The 16,065-nt window shown below is 67.5% G+C and carries 13 protein-coding genes; 6 read left to right on the top strand and 7 right to left on the bottom strand.

Going from position 1 to position 16,065, the window contains the following annotated elements; translation table 11 throughout:
* Positions 1 to 29: 29 nt before the first annotated feature.
* A complete protein-coding gene (locus DQG17_RS03950) occupies positions 30 to 1,322 on the top strand; it encodes an O-acetylhomoserine aminocarboxypropyltransferase/cysteine synthase family protein (protein ID WP_116131459.1) in 1,293 nt (430 codons plus the stop codon).
* Positions 1,323 to 1,405: 83 nt separating this feature from the next.
* On the opposite strand, the gene DQG17_RS03945 is transcribed toward DQG17_RS03950, so the two are convergent.
* Positions 1,406 to 2,134, bottom strand: a complete 729-nt coding sequence (locus DQG17_RS03945) for an SIMPL domain-containing protein (RefSeq protein ID WP_116131458.1) — start codon at positions 2,132 to 2,134, stop codon at positions 1,406 to 1,408.
* Between the two features lie 143 nt (positions 2,135 to 2,277).
* On the opposite strand from DQG17_RS03945, the gene DQG17_RS03940 reads away from it, so the two are divergent.
* Together DQG17_RS03940 and DQG17_RS03935 are read left to right on the top strand one after the other, a co-directional pair.
* Positions 2,278 to 5,241: a hypothetical protein gene (locus tag DQG17_RS03940; RefSeq protein WP_116131457.1), complete on the top strand. Its 2,964-nt coding sequence runs from the start codon at positions 2,278 to 2,280 to the stop codon at positions 5,239 to 5,241.
* A 199-nt stretch (positions 5,242 to 5,440) separates the two neighbouring features.
* The gene (locus DQG17_RS03935) at positions 5,441 to 7,360 is read left to right on the top strand and encodes a cation:proton antiporter (protein ID WP_116131456.1); all 1,920 of its coding nucleotides are present in this window, start codon (positions 5,441 to 5,443) and stop codon (positions 7,358 to 7,360) included.
* 13 nt (positions 7,361 to 7,373) lie between these two features.
* Here DQG17_RS03935 and cobT read toward each other — a convergent pair whose 3' ends face one another.
* Positions 7,374 to 8,396, bottom strand: coding sequence for a nicotinate-nucleotide--dimethylbenzimidazole phosphoribosyltransferase (gene cobT / locus DQG17_RS03930; RefSeq protein ID WP_116131455.1), 1,023 nt, complete (start codon positions 8,394 to 8,396; stop codon positions 7,374 to 7,376).
* Positions 8,397 to 8,479: 83 nt separating this feature from the next.
* On the opposite strand from cobT, the gene DQG17_RS03925 reads away from it, so the two are divergent.
* Positions 8,480 to 9,244 carry an adenosylcobinamide-GDP ribazoletransferase gene (locus DQG17_RS03925; RefSeq protein ID WP_116131454.1) on the top strand — a complete coding sequence of 255 codons (765 nt, stop codon included), beginning with the start codon at positions 8,480 to 8,482 and terminating at the stop codon, positions 9,242 to 9,244.
* A gap of 63 nt (positions 9,245 to 9,307) precedes the next feature.
* Here DQG17_RS03925 and DQG17_RS03920 read toward each other — a convergent pair whose 3' ends face one another.
* From DQG17_RS03920 to DQG17_RS03900, 5 genes are all read right to left on the bottom strand, one after another.
* On the bottom strand, positions 9,308 to 9,817 hold the full coding sequence (locus tag DQG17_RS03920; RefSeq protein ID WP_116131453.1) for a CarD family transcriptional regulator: 510 nt from the start codon (positions 9,815 to 9,817) through the stop codon (positions 9,308 to 9,310).
* Between the two features lie 291 nt (positions 9,818 to 10,108).
* Positions 10,109 to 10,444: a ferredoxin FdxA gene (fdxA, locus tag DQG17_RS03915; RefSeq protein ID WP_116131452.1), complete on the bottom strand. Its 336-nt coding sequence runs from the start codon at positions 10,442 to 10,444 to the stop codon at positions 10,109 to 10,111.
* Between the two features lie 47 nt (positions 10,445 to 10,491).
* The gene (locus DQG17_RS03910; protein WP_116131451.1) at positions 10,492 to 10,890 is read right to left on the bottom strand and encodes an RNA-binding S4 domain-containing protein; all 399 of its coding nucleotides are present in this window, start codon (positions 10,888 to 10,890) and stop codon (positions 10,492 to 10,494) included.
* A gap of 31 nt (positions 10,891 to 10,921) precedes the next feature.
* A complete protein-coding gene (locus DQG17_RS03905; protein ID WP_116131450.1) occupies positions 10,922 to 13,969 on the bottom strand; it encodes a helicase-related protein in 3,048 nt (1,015 codons plus the stop codon).
* A 30-nt stretch (positions 13,970 to 13,999) separates the two neighbouring features.
* Positions 14,000 to 14,590, bottom strand: a complete 591-nt coding sequence (locus DQG17_RS03900) for a tetratricopeptide repeat protein (protein WP_232829319.1) — start codon at positions 14,588 to 14,590, stop codon at positions 14,000 to 14,002.
* 141 nt (positions 14,591 to 14,731) lie between these two features.
* Between DQG17_RS03900 and DQG17_RS03895 the strand changes: the two genes are divergently transcribed.
* Together DQG17_RS03895 and DQG17_RS03890 are read left to right on the top strand one after the other, a co-directional pair.
* Entirely contained in the window at positions 14,732 to 15,019 is a 288-nt protein-coding gene (locus DQG17_RS03895) for an SCP2 sterol-binding domain-containing protein (protein ID WP_116131449.1), read from the top strand.
* 11 nt (positions 15,020 to 15,030) lie between these two features.
* On the top strand, positions 15,031 to 15,999 hold the full coding sequence (locus DQG17_RS03890; protein WP_116131448.1) for an alpha/beta fold hydrolase: 969 nt from the start codon (positions 15,031 to 15,033) through the stop codon (positions 15,997 to 15,999).
* The last annotated feature ends 66 nt before the right edge of the window (positions 16,000 to 16,065 follow it).

The following is a 16,065-nucleotide window of genomic DNA, read 5'->3' as shown; positions in this document are numbered from 1 at the left end:
GGTTCCGGCCGAAACAGGAGGAACGCCCCATGACCGACGCCCGCACACCCGGATTCGACACGCTGCAGATCCATGCGGGGGCCAGCCCCGATCCTGCAACCGGTGCCCGCCAGACACCGATCTATCAGACCACCGCCTATGTCTTTCGGGACGCCGACCACGCCGCGGCACTCTTCAACCTGCAGGAGGTGGGCTATATCTATTCCCGCCTGACCAACCCGACGGTGTCGGTCCTTGCCGAACGGATCGCGACGCTCGAGGGTGGCGCGGGCGCTGTGTGCTGCTCGTCCGGGCATGCGGCCCAGATCATGGCGCTGTTCCCGCTGATGGGGCCCGGTCTGAACATCGTCGCCTCGACCCGGCTTTATGGCGGCACGATCACCCAGTTCAGCCAGACCATCAAACGCTTTGGCTGGTCGGCACGGTTCGTCGACACCGACGATCTCGACGCCGTCGCGGCGGCCATCGACGACAACACGCGGGCGGTCTTTTGCGAGACCATCGCCAACCCCGGCGGCTATGTCAGCGACATCCCCGCGCTTGCCGCGATTGCCGATGCGGCCGGCGTGCCGTTGATCGTCGACAACACCTCGGCCTCGCCCTACCTCTGCAACCCGATCGCGATGGGTGCGACGCTGGTCGTCCATTCGACCACCAAATACCTGACCGGCAACGGCACCGTCACCGGCGGCGCGGTGGTCGATTCGGGCAAGTTCGACTGGTCGGCCAGCGACAAGTTCCCCTCGCTCAGTGCGCCCGAACCCGCCTATCACGGGCTGAAGTTCCACGAGGCGCTGGGGCCGATGGCCTTCACCTTCCATTCGATCGCGGTCGGGCTGCGCGATCTCGGCATGACCATGAACCCGCAGGGCGCGCACTATACGCTGATGGGGATCGAGACCTTGAGCCTGCGCATGCAGAAACATGTCGCGAACGCCGTCAAGGTTGCGGAATGGCTCGAGAACGATCCCCGGATCGACTCGGTCACTTATGCCGGTCTGCCCTCCTCGCCCTATCACGACCGCGCCGCCCGGATCTGCCCGAGGGGTGCCGGGGCGCTGTTCACCTTTGCGGTCAAGGGCGGCTACGAGGCCTGCGTCAAGCTGGTCGATTCGCTCGAACTGTTCAGCCATGTGGCCAACCTTGGCGACACGCGGTCGCTGATCATCCACTCGGCCTCGACCACCCACCGCCAGCTGTCGCCCGAACAACTGGTGGCCGCGGGGGCCGCGCCGAACATGGTGCGCGTCTCGATCGGGATCGAGGATGCCGATGACATCATCGCCGATCTCGACCAGGGGCTTGCCAAGGCCACTGCCTGATCGCGGGGTCCGGGGGCCGGCAACAATCGCCCGGCCCCCGGATCTGCACCGGAACGGCGCGCCTTGTGCGCCGCAAAGGGTCATCACTCGGCGGGCAGAAGGCTCCAGGTGATGGCGACGGTCGAACTTATCGACAACTCGCCCGAGGCGACGGGAATGCTTGCCGCGGCACCGCGGAACTCCGCCATGTCGGACTTGAACATCATCGGGCTTGAGCCGCCGATCTCGTCGATGGTCAGGATCGGGCCAAGCCGCACCCCCGCCGCCCCGGCATAAAGCTCGGCGCGCCGCCGCGCCTCGGCCACCGCGGCCAGACGCGCCGCATCTTCCGCCTCCTGCGGTTCTTGCAGATCAAAGCTGAGACCGCGGAAGCTGTTGGCACCGCCCTTCACGACCTGGTCCAGCAGCGCCCCGAGCCCGTCGAGGTCGCGCTGCCGCAGCGTGACCTGCATCGAGGCGACGAAGCTTTCGATCTTTGGCGGCGTGGCATCGTCATCGCGCCGCTCGCTCCAGCGCGGCGACAGCGTCAGGCTGCTGGTCTGGACATCGCGCGGCGCGATCCCGGCGGCTTCGACCACCGACATGACGCCTTCCATGCCCTCTGTCATCCGGGCAATCGCGACCTCGGCGTCGGGATCCTCGGCCACAACGCCAAGCGTCACCACCGCCATGTCGGGCGCGACCTCGACCCTGCCCTCGGCGGTTACCGTCAGCCGGCCCGGGTCCTGTTGCGCGACGCCATCCTGTGCCGATGCCCCGGTGACCGGGGCGATCAGCGCCAGTATCAGGGCCAGCGTGGGTATTCTTCGCATCCTGCTTTCCTCTTCGGAGTCTCTGTGATCGGGGCCTCGTCATTCCGGCCCGATTCTGTTTCTTTTAGAAAAATGCTGCTATACGAAACGAAGATATCAACGGGCGGCCTGCGAGGCCAACCCAACGGGACCGGAACTCCGCGATGACCCCGAAATTTGCCCTCACCCTCAGCCACGAGGAAATCGCCCTGCTGCAACGCACGCCGGGCGGCTGGCAGGTATTGGGGCGAATTGGGCTCGACACACAGGATCTTGCGGCTGCATTGGAAGATCTGCGCGCGCTCGGGCTGGCCCATGCCGGCGATGCGCCGCTGGTCACCGAACTCGTGGTCCCCAATTCCCAGATCCTCTACAGCACGCTTCCGGCCGGCGGCGACGGCGATATCGCCGATGGCCAGCTGGTGGCCGATGCGCTCGACGGGGCGACCCCCTATGCGCTGGTCGATCTGGTCTATGACTGGGTTCGGCTGGATGGCCAGCTTCATGTCGCGGCGGTCGCGCGCGAAACGCTGGACGAGGCCGAGGATTTCGCCAGCGAGCATGGGTTCAACCCGGTGGCCTTCGTCGCCCGCCCCGATCCGGGCGATTATCCGGGCGAACCCTGGTTCGGCGCGACCCTGATGGCCGAAGAACTGCTGGACGACGACGAGGCCGTCGAACACGAAGGCACCGAGCCCGAGCCAATCGTGGAAGGCCCCGAACCGGAGGTGGCAGCGCCGGACACTGATGCGGGGCCGGCCGAAGCCGACGTGGTCCTCTCTGGCTCCGGGATGCAGGCGCCCGTTGCCGCGGATTCTGACGCCCGCGGCGATCTGCCCGGCCACATTGCGCCAGGACCCGGCAACGTCGCCAACGCTGAAACCGATGCAGGCGCGGCGGCCGAATCCCCGGCCCCTCTGCCCCCCTTGCCAGAGCCTGACCCGGTGCCGGCGGCGGCTGTGGCGCCGGGTCTTCCGGCGGGCGACGCGCCGTTTCTTGACGGCGCGCCTGCCGAGGCTCCGTCCCGGTCCACGCCCCCTGTGCCGACCCCGACCTTTGCCTCGATCCGGCGGGGATCGCCGCTGCCTTCCACCGCCGAGGCGTCGCAGGACCGGCCGCTGTCGGCCGCACCGCCGGTGACGGCCACCGGCCCCGTGGTCCGGCCCGGTGTGCCGACGCTCGGCCCTCAGAGCCGGACGGCCAATGAAAAGGTCAAGGGTGCGGCCATGGTCGCCCAGCGGCCCGGCAGCACGATGCCCGTCGCCGAGACGGATCCCGCCGCCGCATCGGTTCCGGTTTCCTCTCCCCCCACCCCGTCTGCCAGCCTCGCGCGCACGACCGCCGGTTCCGCAGCGGCTGCAGCCCAGACTTTCGCCGCGTCCCAAACCGTCGCCGCGGCCCCCGCAAGACCCGCGGTCAACACCAAGGTTGCAAGCAAGGCCACCGGCCCCGCCGCCCCAAGTGCCGCCACGCTGCGGGCCGAGCGTCGCAGCGAGGCCGAGGCGCTGACCATCTTCGGCGCCCGCGGCGCCCCGCGCCGTCCAAGCCTTTCGCGCCGGATCATTCCAGCCGCCGTCGCCATGATCGTCCTTGCCCTTGGTGTCTGGGCGCTGCGCGGCCTTGTCTTTGACGGCAAAAGCGATCTGACCACGGACAGCGCACTGACCGAGCCGGGCGGAACCTCGGCCGCGGAGCTGTCCGCCGACCCCGCCTTTGACCCGGATGCTGACCAGACCGTGACCGATCTGGCCGAATACGGGGCGTCCTCGACGACCGACGAGGGGATCGACCCCGAGGCGCTGGCCGACCTGCCGCTGGCAGCCGAAGACGCGTCGGCGGCATTGCTCAATCCGATCGAGGCCCAGGCCGCCTATGCCACCAGCGGCATCTGGCAGCGTGCGCCCGATCAGGGCTATGTCCCCGGCGACGACCAGATCGACGATGTGTATATCGCCTCGATCGACCCCGACGTGCCCGAACACGACGCCTTCCTGCTGCCCGACGACCTGCCGGCGGTCGACAGCCGGCCGCGGATCCCCGCCGCTCCGCCGCATCCGGCGCAGAAACCCGCGCTCGGCCCCGACGGACGTGTCGTTCCGACCGAGGCGGGCAGCGTGACGCCCGACGGGATCCGGATCTACAGCGGCGCGCCGGTGGTGGTGCCCCCCGCCCGGCCGCAATCGCTGCAACCCGAGGAGACGCCCCTTGTCGGCAAGGCGGACGATCCGCTTGCCGGTATCCGGCCCAAGGGTCGGCCCGGAGATCTGGTCGAAACCAACGAGAAGGCGGTGCTGGGCGGACTGACCAAGGTCGAGCTGGCGCAGCTGCGGCCCAAGGTCCGGCCGCCGTCGATCCAGGAAACCGCCGCCGCCCTGAGCAAGACGCAGAGCGACGCCACCGAACAGGCCCAGAGAGCGGCCGATGCGGCCTCGGCTGCGGCCATTGACAGGCTCGCGACCGACGATGCCGTGCGCCAGGCGGCAGCTCCGGTGCCGAACCCGCAGAAACTGGCCGCGGCGTCGCTTGCGGCAGCCGTGGCCGCCCAGAAGGAGGCCCTTGCCGCCGACCTCGCCGGTGCCACACGGCGCGCGATCCCTGTCTCGCCGGTGCCGCAGGATCGTCCGTCGAACATGGCGCAACTGGCCGACCGGGCCGAGCGGCTGAACGAGCGCGACGAACGCCGCGAGGCAAAAGCCGCAGAGGCCGCCGCCAGGGCGCAGGCCGACGCCGAGGCGAAGGCGGCAGCCGAACTGGCGCGACAGAAAAAGGTCGCCGCAGCAGCCGCGGCATCGACAGCAACCGCCGAGGAACTGTCCGATGACGAGGGCGAATCGAAGGGGCCGGCGGTCTCGCGCGCCCAGCGGGTTTCGCCTGCCGTCCCGACCTCGGCCTCGGTGGCGCGGCGGGCGACGCTGAACAACGCGATTGCGTTGAACAAGGTGGCGCTGATTGGCGTCTACGGCGGATCGAACGACCGGCGGGCGCTGGTCCGCCTGCCCTCGGGCAAATACATCAAGGTCAAGATCGGCGACAGGATCGACGGCGGCCGGGTCGCCGCAATCGGCGACAGCGAGTTGATCTATTCCAAGAGCGGGCGGAACGTCACGCTGAACATGCCCAAGGGCTAGGCCGCCAGACCCCAATGGCGCCGCCGCGACCGTCACGGCCCCTGGCCTGTCGATGATTGCCCGTCCTGTGCGTGGACATCGGCCCCGGCAAGCGGGTAGGAGAATCTGGATCGCCTTGAGCGCGCCGGCCCCGCCCGGCGACGGAAAGTCGGACGACAAAGCGGACGCAGGCCCCGCCGCGACGGGCAGAGGACGGGCAATGGAAGGATTCTTCGACCAGGCGACGTTGCTGTTGGTGGCAGCCGTGGTGGGCGTTCCGATTGCCGCGCGGCTCAGGCTCGGCTCGGTTCTGGGCTATCTTCTGGCCGGGATTGCGATCGGTCCGCTGCTGGGCCTGATCGGGGCCGAGACCGAAACCTTGCAGCACTACGGCGAATTCGGCGTGGTGATGATGCTGTTCCTGATCGGGCTCGAACTGGAGCCGCGGGTGCTGTGGGCGATGCGCGACAAGCTGCTGGGGCTCGGCGGCATGCAGATCGCACTGACGACGGCCGCGGTGACGGGTTTGGCCTTTGCCTTCGGCCAGACCTTCAACGTCGCGCTGGTCCTGGGGATGATCCTGTCGCTGTCCTCGACAGCAATCGTGCTGCAGACGCTGTCGGAAAAGGGGCTGATGCGGACCACGGGCGGCAAGGCGACGTTCTCGGTTCTGCTGACCCAGGACATCGCCGTGATCCCGATGCTGGCGCTGATGCCGCTGCTGGCGCTGCCCGCGGCGCCCTATCTGGACGCCTCGGGGGCGATTGTGCGCAGCTCGCCAATCGCCGGGGCGGCCGAGGCGCATGCCCCTGCCACGCTGATCCACGGCCTGCCGGGCTGGCAGGCGACTCTGGTCATCCTGTCGACCATCGTCGCGGTGATCCTCGCCGGAACCTATCTGTCGCGGCCGATCTTCCGGTACATTCATATGGCCAAGCTGCGCGAGATCCACACCGCCGCGGCCCTGCTGATCGTGATCTCGATCGCGCTTCTGATGACGATGATCGGGCTGTCGCCCGCGCTTGGCGCCTTCCTTGCCGGCGTCGTGCTGGCCTCGTCGGAGTTCCGCCACGAGCTCGAGGCCAATATCGAACCCTTCAAGGGCCTGCTGCTCGGCCTGTTCTTCATGACCGTCGGGGCCGGGATCGATTTTCAGGTGATGGCGGACAATGCCGGCATCGTGGTCGGGGTGACGCTGGCACTGGTGCTGATCAAGGGCGGCGTTCTCTATCTTCTGGCCCGCACCTTCAGGCTCAAGCGGCGCGACAAATGGCTGTTCACCCTCGGGCTTGCGCAGGCCGGCGAATTCGGTTTCGTGATGACGTCCTTCGCGCGGGTCGAGAACGTGCTGCCGCCCCGGCTCAGCCAGATCATGCTGCTGGTGATCGCGCTGTCGATGCTGCTGACCCCGCTGCTGTTCATTCTGTACGACTGGCTTGCCCACCGGATCGGCGAACACAAGGACGCCACCGACACCCACAGCCCGGATCAGATCGACCACACGGGCCCGGTCATCATCGCCGGGATCGGCCGGTTCGGGCAGATCGTCAACAGGATGCTGCAAATGGGCGGGGTGAAGCCGACCGTGCTCGACCACGATCTGGCGGCGGTCGAATTGATGCGCCAGTTCGGGTTCAAGGCATTCTATGGTGATCCGACGCGGCCGGTGCTTCTGCATGCAGCCGGGCTGAAGGAGGCGCGCGTGCTGGTCGCGGCGCTCGACGACCCCCATGCCACCACCCGGCTGGTCAAATATGCCCGCTCTCAGCGGCCCGACCTGCATATCGTCGCCCGCGCCCATGACCGGGTGCATGTCTATGAACTGTTCCAGGCAGGGGCCGACGACATCGTCCGCGAGATGTTCGACTCATCCCTTCGTGCCGCCCGGTATGTTCTGGAAAACATGGATTTTTCAGAATTCGAGGCAAGCGAGATCGAACATGCTTTCTATAAGCACGACCGGATGACGATGCGCGAGCTTGCGCCGCTCTGGAAACCGAACCTGCCACTGCGGCAGAACGCCGCCTACATGGCGCGGGCCCGAGAACTGAACAAGGAACTCGAAACCGCGTTTGTCTCTGTGATGGAGGAAGAGGAGCAGGCCACCCGCGCCGAAACCGTCCCGAAGACGGTGGCGTGAGCGGCCCTGCGGCTTAGCCCGCCGAAACGCCCGCCTCTGCAAACGTCGCCATGCCGGTCTGGCAGGCGACAGCCCCCTTCAGGATACCGATGGCAAGGGCCGCGCCCGTCCCCTCGCCCAGCCGCAGCCCGAGCGACAGCAACGGCTGTTTGCCCAGCCGTTCCAGCAGCACCGGATGCGCGGTCTCGGCCGAGACATGCCCGGCAATCGCGTGATCGAGCGCGCCCGGGCAGGCGGATTCGAGAACCGCGGCCGCGGCGGTGCAGATGAAGCCGTCGAGGATCACCGGAATGCGCAGATGGCGCGCGGCCAGGATTGCACCCGACATCGCCGCAATCTCGCGTCCGCCAAGCCGGCGCAGCACCTCGAGCGGATCGCCAAGCGCGGCGCTGTGGGTGGCAAGCCCGGCCGCGACGACCGCGCATTTGCGCGCGATGCCGTCATCGTCGACACCGGTGCCGCGGCCGACCCAGGTTGCGACATCGCCACCATAGAGCGCCGCCGCGATTGCCGCCGCCGCGGTTGTATTGCCGATCCCCATTTCGCCCACGACCAGCAGGTCGGCCTCGGGATCGACCGCGGCGCTGCCGGCGTTGAGGGCCGCGGCCAGATCCGCCTCGGTCATCGCGGCGGTTTCGGTGAAATCCGCCGTCGGGCGGTCGAGGTCGAGCGCGACCACATCGATTCGTGCCCCGGCAAGCCCCGCCAACTGGTTGATCGCGGCACCACCGGCCCGGAAATTGGCCACCATCTGCGCCGTCACGTCGGCCGGAAAGGCCGAGACACCGCGCGCAGCGACGCCATGGTTGCCGGCAAAGACGATGACCTGGGGCCGGGCGATCACCGGCGTGGCACTTCCGCGCCAGCCCGCATACCACTGCGCCAGATCCTCCAGCCGCCCGAGAGAGCCCGCGGGCTTGGTCAGCATCGCGTTACGCTCGGACGCTGCCGCCATCGCGGCCGCATCGGGCGCCGGAAGATCGCTCAACGCGGCCCGCACAGCGGCAAGATCGGAAAGGGGGGGACGTTCTGACATGATCAGCCTCACTCTTGTTTCGGCGTGTCTGGGCTTCTATGCCCGTGAAGACAAGGGGTTATCCCCGATGAAGGAGCCGGCCCATGCAGACACCCACAGCCCTCGTCGCGCGGCGCGATATCCCATTGGCATTGGGGCTTCTGACCCGGTTGCCGGTGCCGGTCGATGCCGGTTTCGCGCAGGCCCGCGGCGCGGGGGCGGCCTGGGCCTATCCGCTGGCGGGCCTGGCCGCGGCCATGATTGCGGGCGGGATCGGTTGGGGCGCCGCCGCATTGGGGCTGCCCGCCGGGGTTGCCGCCGGACTGGCGCTGACTGCGCAGATCGTGCTGACGGGCGCGATGCACGAGGACGGGTTGGCCGACGCCGCCGACGGACTCTGGGGCGGCTGGAGCCGCGAGCGGCGGCTCGAGATCATGAAGGACAGCCGGATGGGTGCCTATGGCACGCTGGCGCTGATCCTGTCGGTCGGGTTGCGGTGGGCGGCGCTGGCCGCGCTTGACCCGGCGATGCTGCTGCCGGCGATGGTGGCGGCCGCCCTGCTGAGCCGGGCGGTCATGGTCGGGGTCATGGCCGCGCTGCCGAATGCGCGCGACGGCGGATTGTCGCGCGGGATCGGCCGCCCGCGCACCGCAACGGCAGTGCTGGCGGCGATGCTGGCGCTCGGGCTCTCGGTGGCGGTGGCGGGGCCTGCGGCGCTGGCACTGGCGCTGGTGGCCGTTGCGGCGGCTGCGGGCTCTGCGGCCATCGCGCGCGCCAAAATCGGCGGACAGACCGGCGACATCCTGGGCGCCACGCAACAGATGGCCGAGATCGCCTGCCTGACGCTTGCGACCGCGTTGCCGGGTTGAGCCCCGAAACGACGAAGGCCGCGGCGGATGCCACGGCCTCGATCTGCAGTGCTTTGGAAAGGATCAGGCGGCGCGGTTGACCAGAACCTCGTCGACTTCCTTCTGGGCATCGCCCTCGCCAAGGCCCGAAACGGCGGCGATCTCGCGGGTCAGCCGTTCGAGAGCGGCCTCATAGAGTTGCCGCTCGGAATAGGATTGCTCGCGCTGGTCATCGGTGCGATGCAGGTCGCGGACAACCTCGGCGATCGAGATCAGGTCGCCCGAGTTGATCTTCTGTTCGTATTCCTGGGCCCGGCGCGACCACATCGCGCGCTTTACCTTGGCCTTGCCCTTGAGCGTCTTCATCGCCCGGGATACGACGTCGGGCGAGCTGAGGCTGCGCATCCCGATTTCGGTGGCCTTGTGGGTCGGCACGCGAAGCGTCATCTTGTCCTTCTCGAAGGAGATGACGAACAGTTCGAGCGAGAGGCCAGCAATCTCTTGCTCCTCAATGGAAATGATCCTGCCGACGCCGTGGGCAGGATAGACCACGAAGTCATTGGGGCGAAACTCGGGTTTCTTGGTCTTTGTCATGTCGTCCTCTTGCAAGGCAGCCACCAAACCGGCAAAAACCCCGCCGGAAAACAGATGTTACCGGTGAGGTTCAGGTCTCGGGGCAAACGAAACCGCCACAGAGGCGGATACCCCTGCTGCGGGTGTCAGTCGTGATCTTTCATCGTGAGATGTGTATACCACATTTTTCGACGGAATGAAAGCGCCGCGCTGCGGCACATCACGCAGCCGCGATATCCCCGGAGAACCGGGGCCCAGGGCGCATCGGCCCCGCGCAGGGAATTGCGGCCGCCCTGCAGGCCAGTGGCTCTGTCAGCCGCCCTCGCCCGGGGTTTCGGACAGCAGATCCATCTTGCCGGGCTTGCCATCCATGTCGTCGGCGGTCGGCAGCGGGTCCTTCTTTGTCACGATCACGGGCCAAAGCTCGGCGTACTTGCGGTTCAACTCGACCCACTTCTCCATCTCGGGCTCGGTGTCGGGCCGAATCGCGTCAGCGGGGCATTCCGGTTCGCAGACGCCACAGTCGATGCACTCGTCCGGATGGATCACCAGAAAGTTCTCGCCCTCATAGAAGCAATCGACGGGGCAGACCTCGACACAATCCGTATATTTGCAGGCGATGCAATTTTCCGTGACGACATAGGTCATGGCAGGCTCCGAACAACGTTTGGTGTGACCTAGTCCAACGGTCCGGGCTATTCAAGCAGGTCGCCCCGGGAAATGGTAAATCTGCGGCGTTCTTTTTTCGTCGGCCTGGGACCGGGAATGGCAACCGGCGCGCCGGACATCGACGCCGCCTCTGCGGCCTCTGCACGGGTCGGTGGCGGGGCCAGATCCTCGTAAAGCAGGCGTGCCTCGGCGGCCGGACCGCGACGAGCGCCAAGCGCCAGCACCCGCACGACGCGGATATCGTCGCCCATCACAAAGGTAAGCACATCCCCCGGGCCGACCGTGCGGGCGGGTTTGGTGATGCGAACCGCATTGACCCGGACCTTGCCGTCCGAGACCTGCTTTGCCGCCAGGCTGCGGGTCTTGAAGAACCGCGCCTGCCAGAGCCACTTGTCGATCCGCAGGCTTGGGGCGGGCAAGGTCATGGCGTTGCCATCCTCGTCCGCCCGGTCGCTGTCACTTCTTGTCTCTCAACCCCATCAGCGCGGCGGCGAAGGGGTTGTCGGGATCGATCGGCTTTTCCTTGCGGGGCGGGCGGGCCTCATAGCTCCGGGGCTCCTGGCCGCGGTCGCCCTTGGGCTTGCCCTTGGGTCCGCCCTGACCGTGCTTGCCGCCGTCCTGGCCCCGCGGCGGACGTTTGCCACCCTTGCCGCGCGGCTTGCCCTCGTGCCGTTCGCCCTGCCCCTCGGGCTTCGCGCCGTCGGCCGCGGCACCGCGCCCGCCGTGCCCGTGATCGCGACGCGGCCGGCCACCACCCTGGCGCCGCGGCGCCCAGGTGAAGGTGTAGAACACTTCAAGTTCGGGAGCCGGGGCGGGTTCCTGGTCTGCAACAGCTTCGGGGTCGGTCACGGCTTCGGCGACAGCTTCATCTGCGGGCTCTGCGGCAACGTCGGACGAGGCCTCGGCCGGGGCCTCGGCGACCGGATCGGTCTCGACCGGCTCTGCGACCTCTGCCGTTGCAACGTCAGGGGCTTCGGGCGTCTCCAGTGCTTCGACAGGGGCCTTCGACGCCTCGGAATCGCTGTCTGCGTCGGGCGTGGCACCCTCGGTCTCGACGGCGGGGGCATCTGCCCCCTCCCCGGTCGCGTCGGCGGCCGCCTCTGGTGCGGCACCCTCGGGCGGGTTCTTGACCTTTGGCCGTTCACCGCGCTCGGCACGATAGCCGAGCCCCTGCATCAGCTCGGAGAATTGTTCGAGCGTCATTCCGGTGATCGAGAGCATGTCGGGCTTGGCTTCGAACCCGGCACGGCTGTCCTCGGCGCGAAGCTGGTCGGCCAGACGTTCGAGCATGTCGATGCGGATCGCGCGCAGGCCCGAGATCCGATAGCCCGCCATGGTCGCGTGCGCGTCGGGCGTGCCTTCGGGCACGGGCACCGTCACCAGCCCCGGCGGCGGCGCCTCGGGGAAGGTATCGAGCCCGTTCCAGAGCGACCACAACACCAGCCGCAGCCGGGTTGGCGCCGGCTTCAGCAGCAGCGGCAGGAAGATCGTGTATTGCCCGAAGCGGACACCATGCTTGCGCAGCGCGCCGCGGGATTCCTGATCGAGCGCCTTGACGTCGGTGGCCACCCGGTCGCGGGTCAGGACACCGAACGACTCGGCAAGCTGGAAGGCAAAGCCGCGCGACAGCCCGGACAGGCCCTCGTCACGCTCCATCGCCAGCAGCGGTTCAAAGAGGGTTGCGACCTTGCGGTCGATGAAGTGCTGCAACCGGCGCGCCACCTTGGCGGCGACATCGGGGCCGGCCTCTTCATCGACGAAGGGCTGGACCTGCGGCTTCAGCGCATCGCTGCCCTTCACGAGCTTGCCGACAGCATTCTGGCCCCACATCAGGCCGCCCTGCTCGGTAAAGTCGATCTCGGTGTCCGGCGCGTTGTAGAAGCGATCCGCACGCAGGTTGAATTCCGGAGCCAGCGCCTGCAACGCAGCCTGGCGCAGGGTCTTGGCTTCCTCGGGGGTGGCGTTCGGGTCCTGGTGGAACCGGAACCCCTGCAGACGGCCGACGAACTGCTCTTCGATCGTCACTTCGCCCTTGTCGTTCACCTCGGCCACAAGGCCCTCCTTCTGCTTCAACCGCCGCAACAGAACCGAAGTGCGCCGGTCAACAAATCTTTGTGTCAGCGCGCCGTGAAGGGCATCTGACAGGCGGTCTTCTATCGCGCGAGTCTCGCCGCGCCAATGGCTTTCGTCATCGACCCAGCCATGGCGCTGCGCGACATATGTCCATGTGCGAATATAGGCCAATCTCTTGGAAAGTGTGTCAATGTCGCCTTCCGTCCGGTCGATCCTGCGCACCTGATCGGCCAGCCAATCGTCGGGCACCCGCCCCCATTCGTGCAGGAAGCCGAAAATCCGTTCGAGAAGCGAAGCATGTTCCGAGTGGCTGATGCCGCGGAAATCGGGGATCCGGCAGACATCCCACAGCTTGCGCACATCCTGCGGCCCGCGCAGCCGGATCGTCACTTCGGGCAGGCGCGACAGGGTGCGCAGCGCCATAATATCGTCGTTATCGCGGGTTCGGGTCAGCAATTCATCGGTTGCGGGCGCCTCGAGCGAGGCCATCAGCCGGTCGATCGAGCCGAAGCTCAGATCGGAATTGCGCCACTGCAGCTTGCGCACCGGGGTGAAGCGGTGGTTCTCGATTGCCTCGACCACCTCGTCGTCAAGCGGGCTTGCCTCGCCCGTGACCCCGAAGGTGCCATCGGTCTTGTAGCGCCCGGCGCGCCCGGCGATCTGCGCGAGTTCGTTCGGCGAAAGTTCGCGCATGCGGTGGCCGTCGAACTTCCGCAGCGCCGAAAAGGCGACATGGGTGACATCGAGGTTCAGGCCCATGCCGATCGCGTCTGTCGCCACCAGATAATCGACATCGCCGTTCTGATAAAGCTCGACCTGGGCGTTTCGGGTGCGCGGGCTGAGCGCCCCCATCACCACGGCCGCCCCGCCCTTGAGCCGGCGCAGCAGTTCGGCGATGGCATAGACGTTCTCGACCGAGAACCCGACAATGGCCGCGCGCGGCGGCATCCGGCTGATCTTGCGCGATCCCGAATAGGTCAGTTCCGAGAATCGCTCGCGCCACAGGAACTGGACGTTCGGCACCAGCGTCGCGATGGCGCCCCGCATGGTGTCGGCGCCAAGGAACAGCGTCTCGTGCAGGCCGCGAGCATGCAACAGCCGGTCGGTAAAGATATGGCCACGCTCGGGGTCGGCACAGAGCTGGATCTCGTCCACGGCAAGGAAATCGGCGCCGATATCGGTCGGCATCGATTCGACCGTGCAGACCCAGTACTGGGTGCGCTCGGGCACGATGCGTTCCTCGCCGGTGACCAGCGCCACCACCGAGGGGCCGCGCAGGGCGACGATCCGGTCATAGACCTCGCGCGCCAGCAGACGCAGCGGCAGGCCGATCACGCCGGTGCGGTGCGCCAGCATCCGGTCGATGGCATAGTGGGTCTTGCCCGTGTTGGTGGGACCCAGCACCGCGGTCACGGTGGTGTTGCGCAACATCCGGGGTCCCTTCAGGCCGGGGCGGCGACGTCAGAGCCGCTCGCCCTCGACGGTTTTCTCAAGCCGCTCTATCGCGTCTATTACTTCCGGCCGGTGCGGATGTATAGCTTCGACCGCCCGCAGCGCCTCGAGCGCCTCGCTCTCGTAGCCAAGCGTATCGAGCATGAAGCCAAGCCCCGAGAGCGCGCCGAAATGCCTGGGGTTCAGCATCAGCGCGTGCTGGATGTCGGAGATCGAAAGACCGTAGTAGCCGGCATAGAAATAGGCGGTCGCGCGGGCGTTCCAGCCCTCGGCAAAGTCCGGGGCGTGATCGGTCAGCGCCGTGAAATGTTCGATTGCGGCGTCGAGATCGCCTTCGGCCATGGCTTTTCTGCCCCGCAGCAGCAGCAGATCCATCGAGGCCGAGCCGGAATGCGACCATTCCCGCAGGATGCTCTGTTCGATCTGCTCCCATCCCGGCTGATCGGGTCGTGCCAGTTCCGCCAGAAGATGATCGATCTCGGCCGGCGCCGCGATGTCAGGTTCCGGCTCGACCGGCCGCTGCATCTCGAGCGGGGTCTGCAGATCCGACGGCGCGGCGCCGTCAGGACCTTGCTGGGCCACGCAGGGAAATGACCCCACGGCAATGCCTGCGGATGCGGCAACAAGTGCGGCAAAGACTTTGTTGTGGCGAGTGGCGCGTGCAATCATAACGTCGCAAGACTAGCGCATATCCGGGGAAAGCCAATCTTTCCCGCAATCACAACAAGCGGAGAACCAGCGATGAGCGACATGATCGACAAGGCCGTTACGGCCCTCGGCGAACGGATCGATGGCAAAATCGATGGGACGGCGAAGTTCGTGATCCCCGGCGAAGGCACGATCATGATCGACGGCGCGGGCGTTCGGGCCGGCGACGACGAGGCCGACGTCGTTCTGACCGCCGATGCCGACACGTTCCGCTCGATCCTCGATGGCGACCTGAACCCGACGGCGGCCTTCATGATGGGCAAGCTGACCGTCGAGGGCGATATGGGCATGGCGATGCAACTGGGATCCGTGCTGTCCTGAGCCCAATCCGGATGCAACCTGCCCCTTTTCACGGCGAGATCACAACAGCGCCCGAGGGCGCAATGGCGGTCTGGACCGAATCGGCGGATGGCGTCCGGCTCAGGCTGGCGGTACTGGGGCCAGCGACCGGGGCGCGTTGCCTCGGCACTGTATTGCTGTTTCCCGGGCGCACCGAATTCGTCGAGAAATACGGCCCCGCCGCGACCGATCTGGCCCGGCGGGGTTTTGCCTGCGTCAGCATCGACTGGCGCGGTCAGGGCCTGTCGGACCGGATGCTCGACGATCCGGCAACCGGCCATGTCGGCACGTTCGCGGAATATCAGCGCGACGTCGATGCCCTGATGGCGGCAGTCGAGGCCTGGAACCTGCCGCGCCCCTATTTTCTGATCGGCCATTCCATGGGGGGCGCAATCGGGTTGCGCGCCATTCATCAGGGGCTGCCGGTTGCGGCCGCGCTGTTCACCGCGCCGATGTGGGGGATCCGGCTGCATCCCGCGATACGCCCCGTCGCGCGTATCCTCTCGGCACTCAGCCACGCGACGGGCTATGGCCACACCTATGCGCCGGGCACGCGGCCGGCGAACTATATCTCGGTCACGCCCTTTGCGGACAACACCCTGACCACAGATCCCGAGATGTTCGACTGGATGCGCCAACAGATTGCGGCCCAGCCCGAGCTGTCTCTCGGCGGCCCGTCGATGAGCTGGCTGAATGCCGCCCTGCGCGAGATCCGCGAATTGCAGACCCTGCCGCCGCCCGCGATCCGCTGCGAGGCCTGGATCGGTTCGGGCGAACGCATCGTCGACAGCCAGTCGATTCGCGCCCTCGTGGCGCGCTGGCCCGATGGCCGGCTGGTCGAGGTCGCCGGCGCCGCGCACGAGATCATGATGGAACGGCCCGAGACCCGGCTGGCGCTCTATGATGCCGCCGCAGCCTTGTTCGCAACCGCTGCCGGCAGGGATGGCGGCGCGGCCGCCTGAGGGCCACACGACCCTGCCCCGGCACCCGCCCGGAGCGGCGCGGTTGCGGCGCTCGCCACGACGTGG

Origin of the sequence: Tropicimonas sp. IMCC34043, from assembly GCF_003390845.1 — a bacterium.
In the GTDB taxonomy this organism is placed as follows: domain Bacteria; phylum Pseudomonadota; class Alphaproteobacteria; order Rhodobacterales; family Rhodobacteraceae; genus Tropicimonas.
The sequence above is the reverse complement of the archived record's forward strand: the minus strand, read 5'-3'. Positions and strand labels throughout refer to the sequence as shown.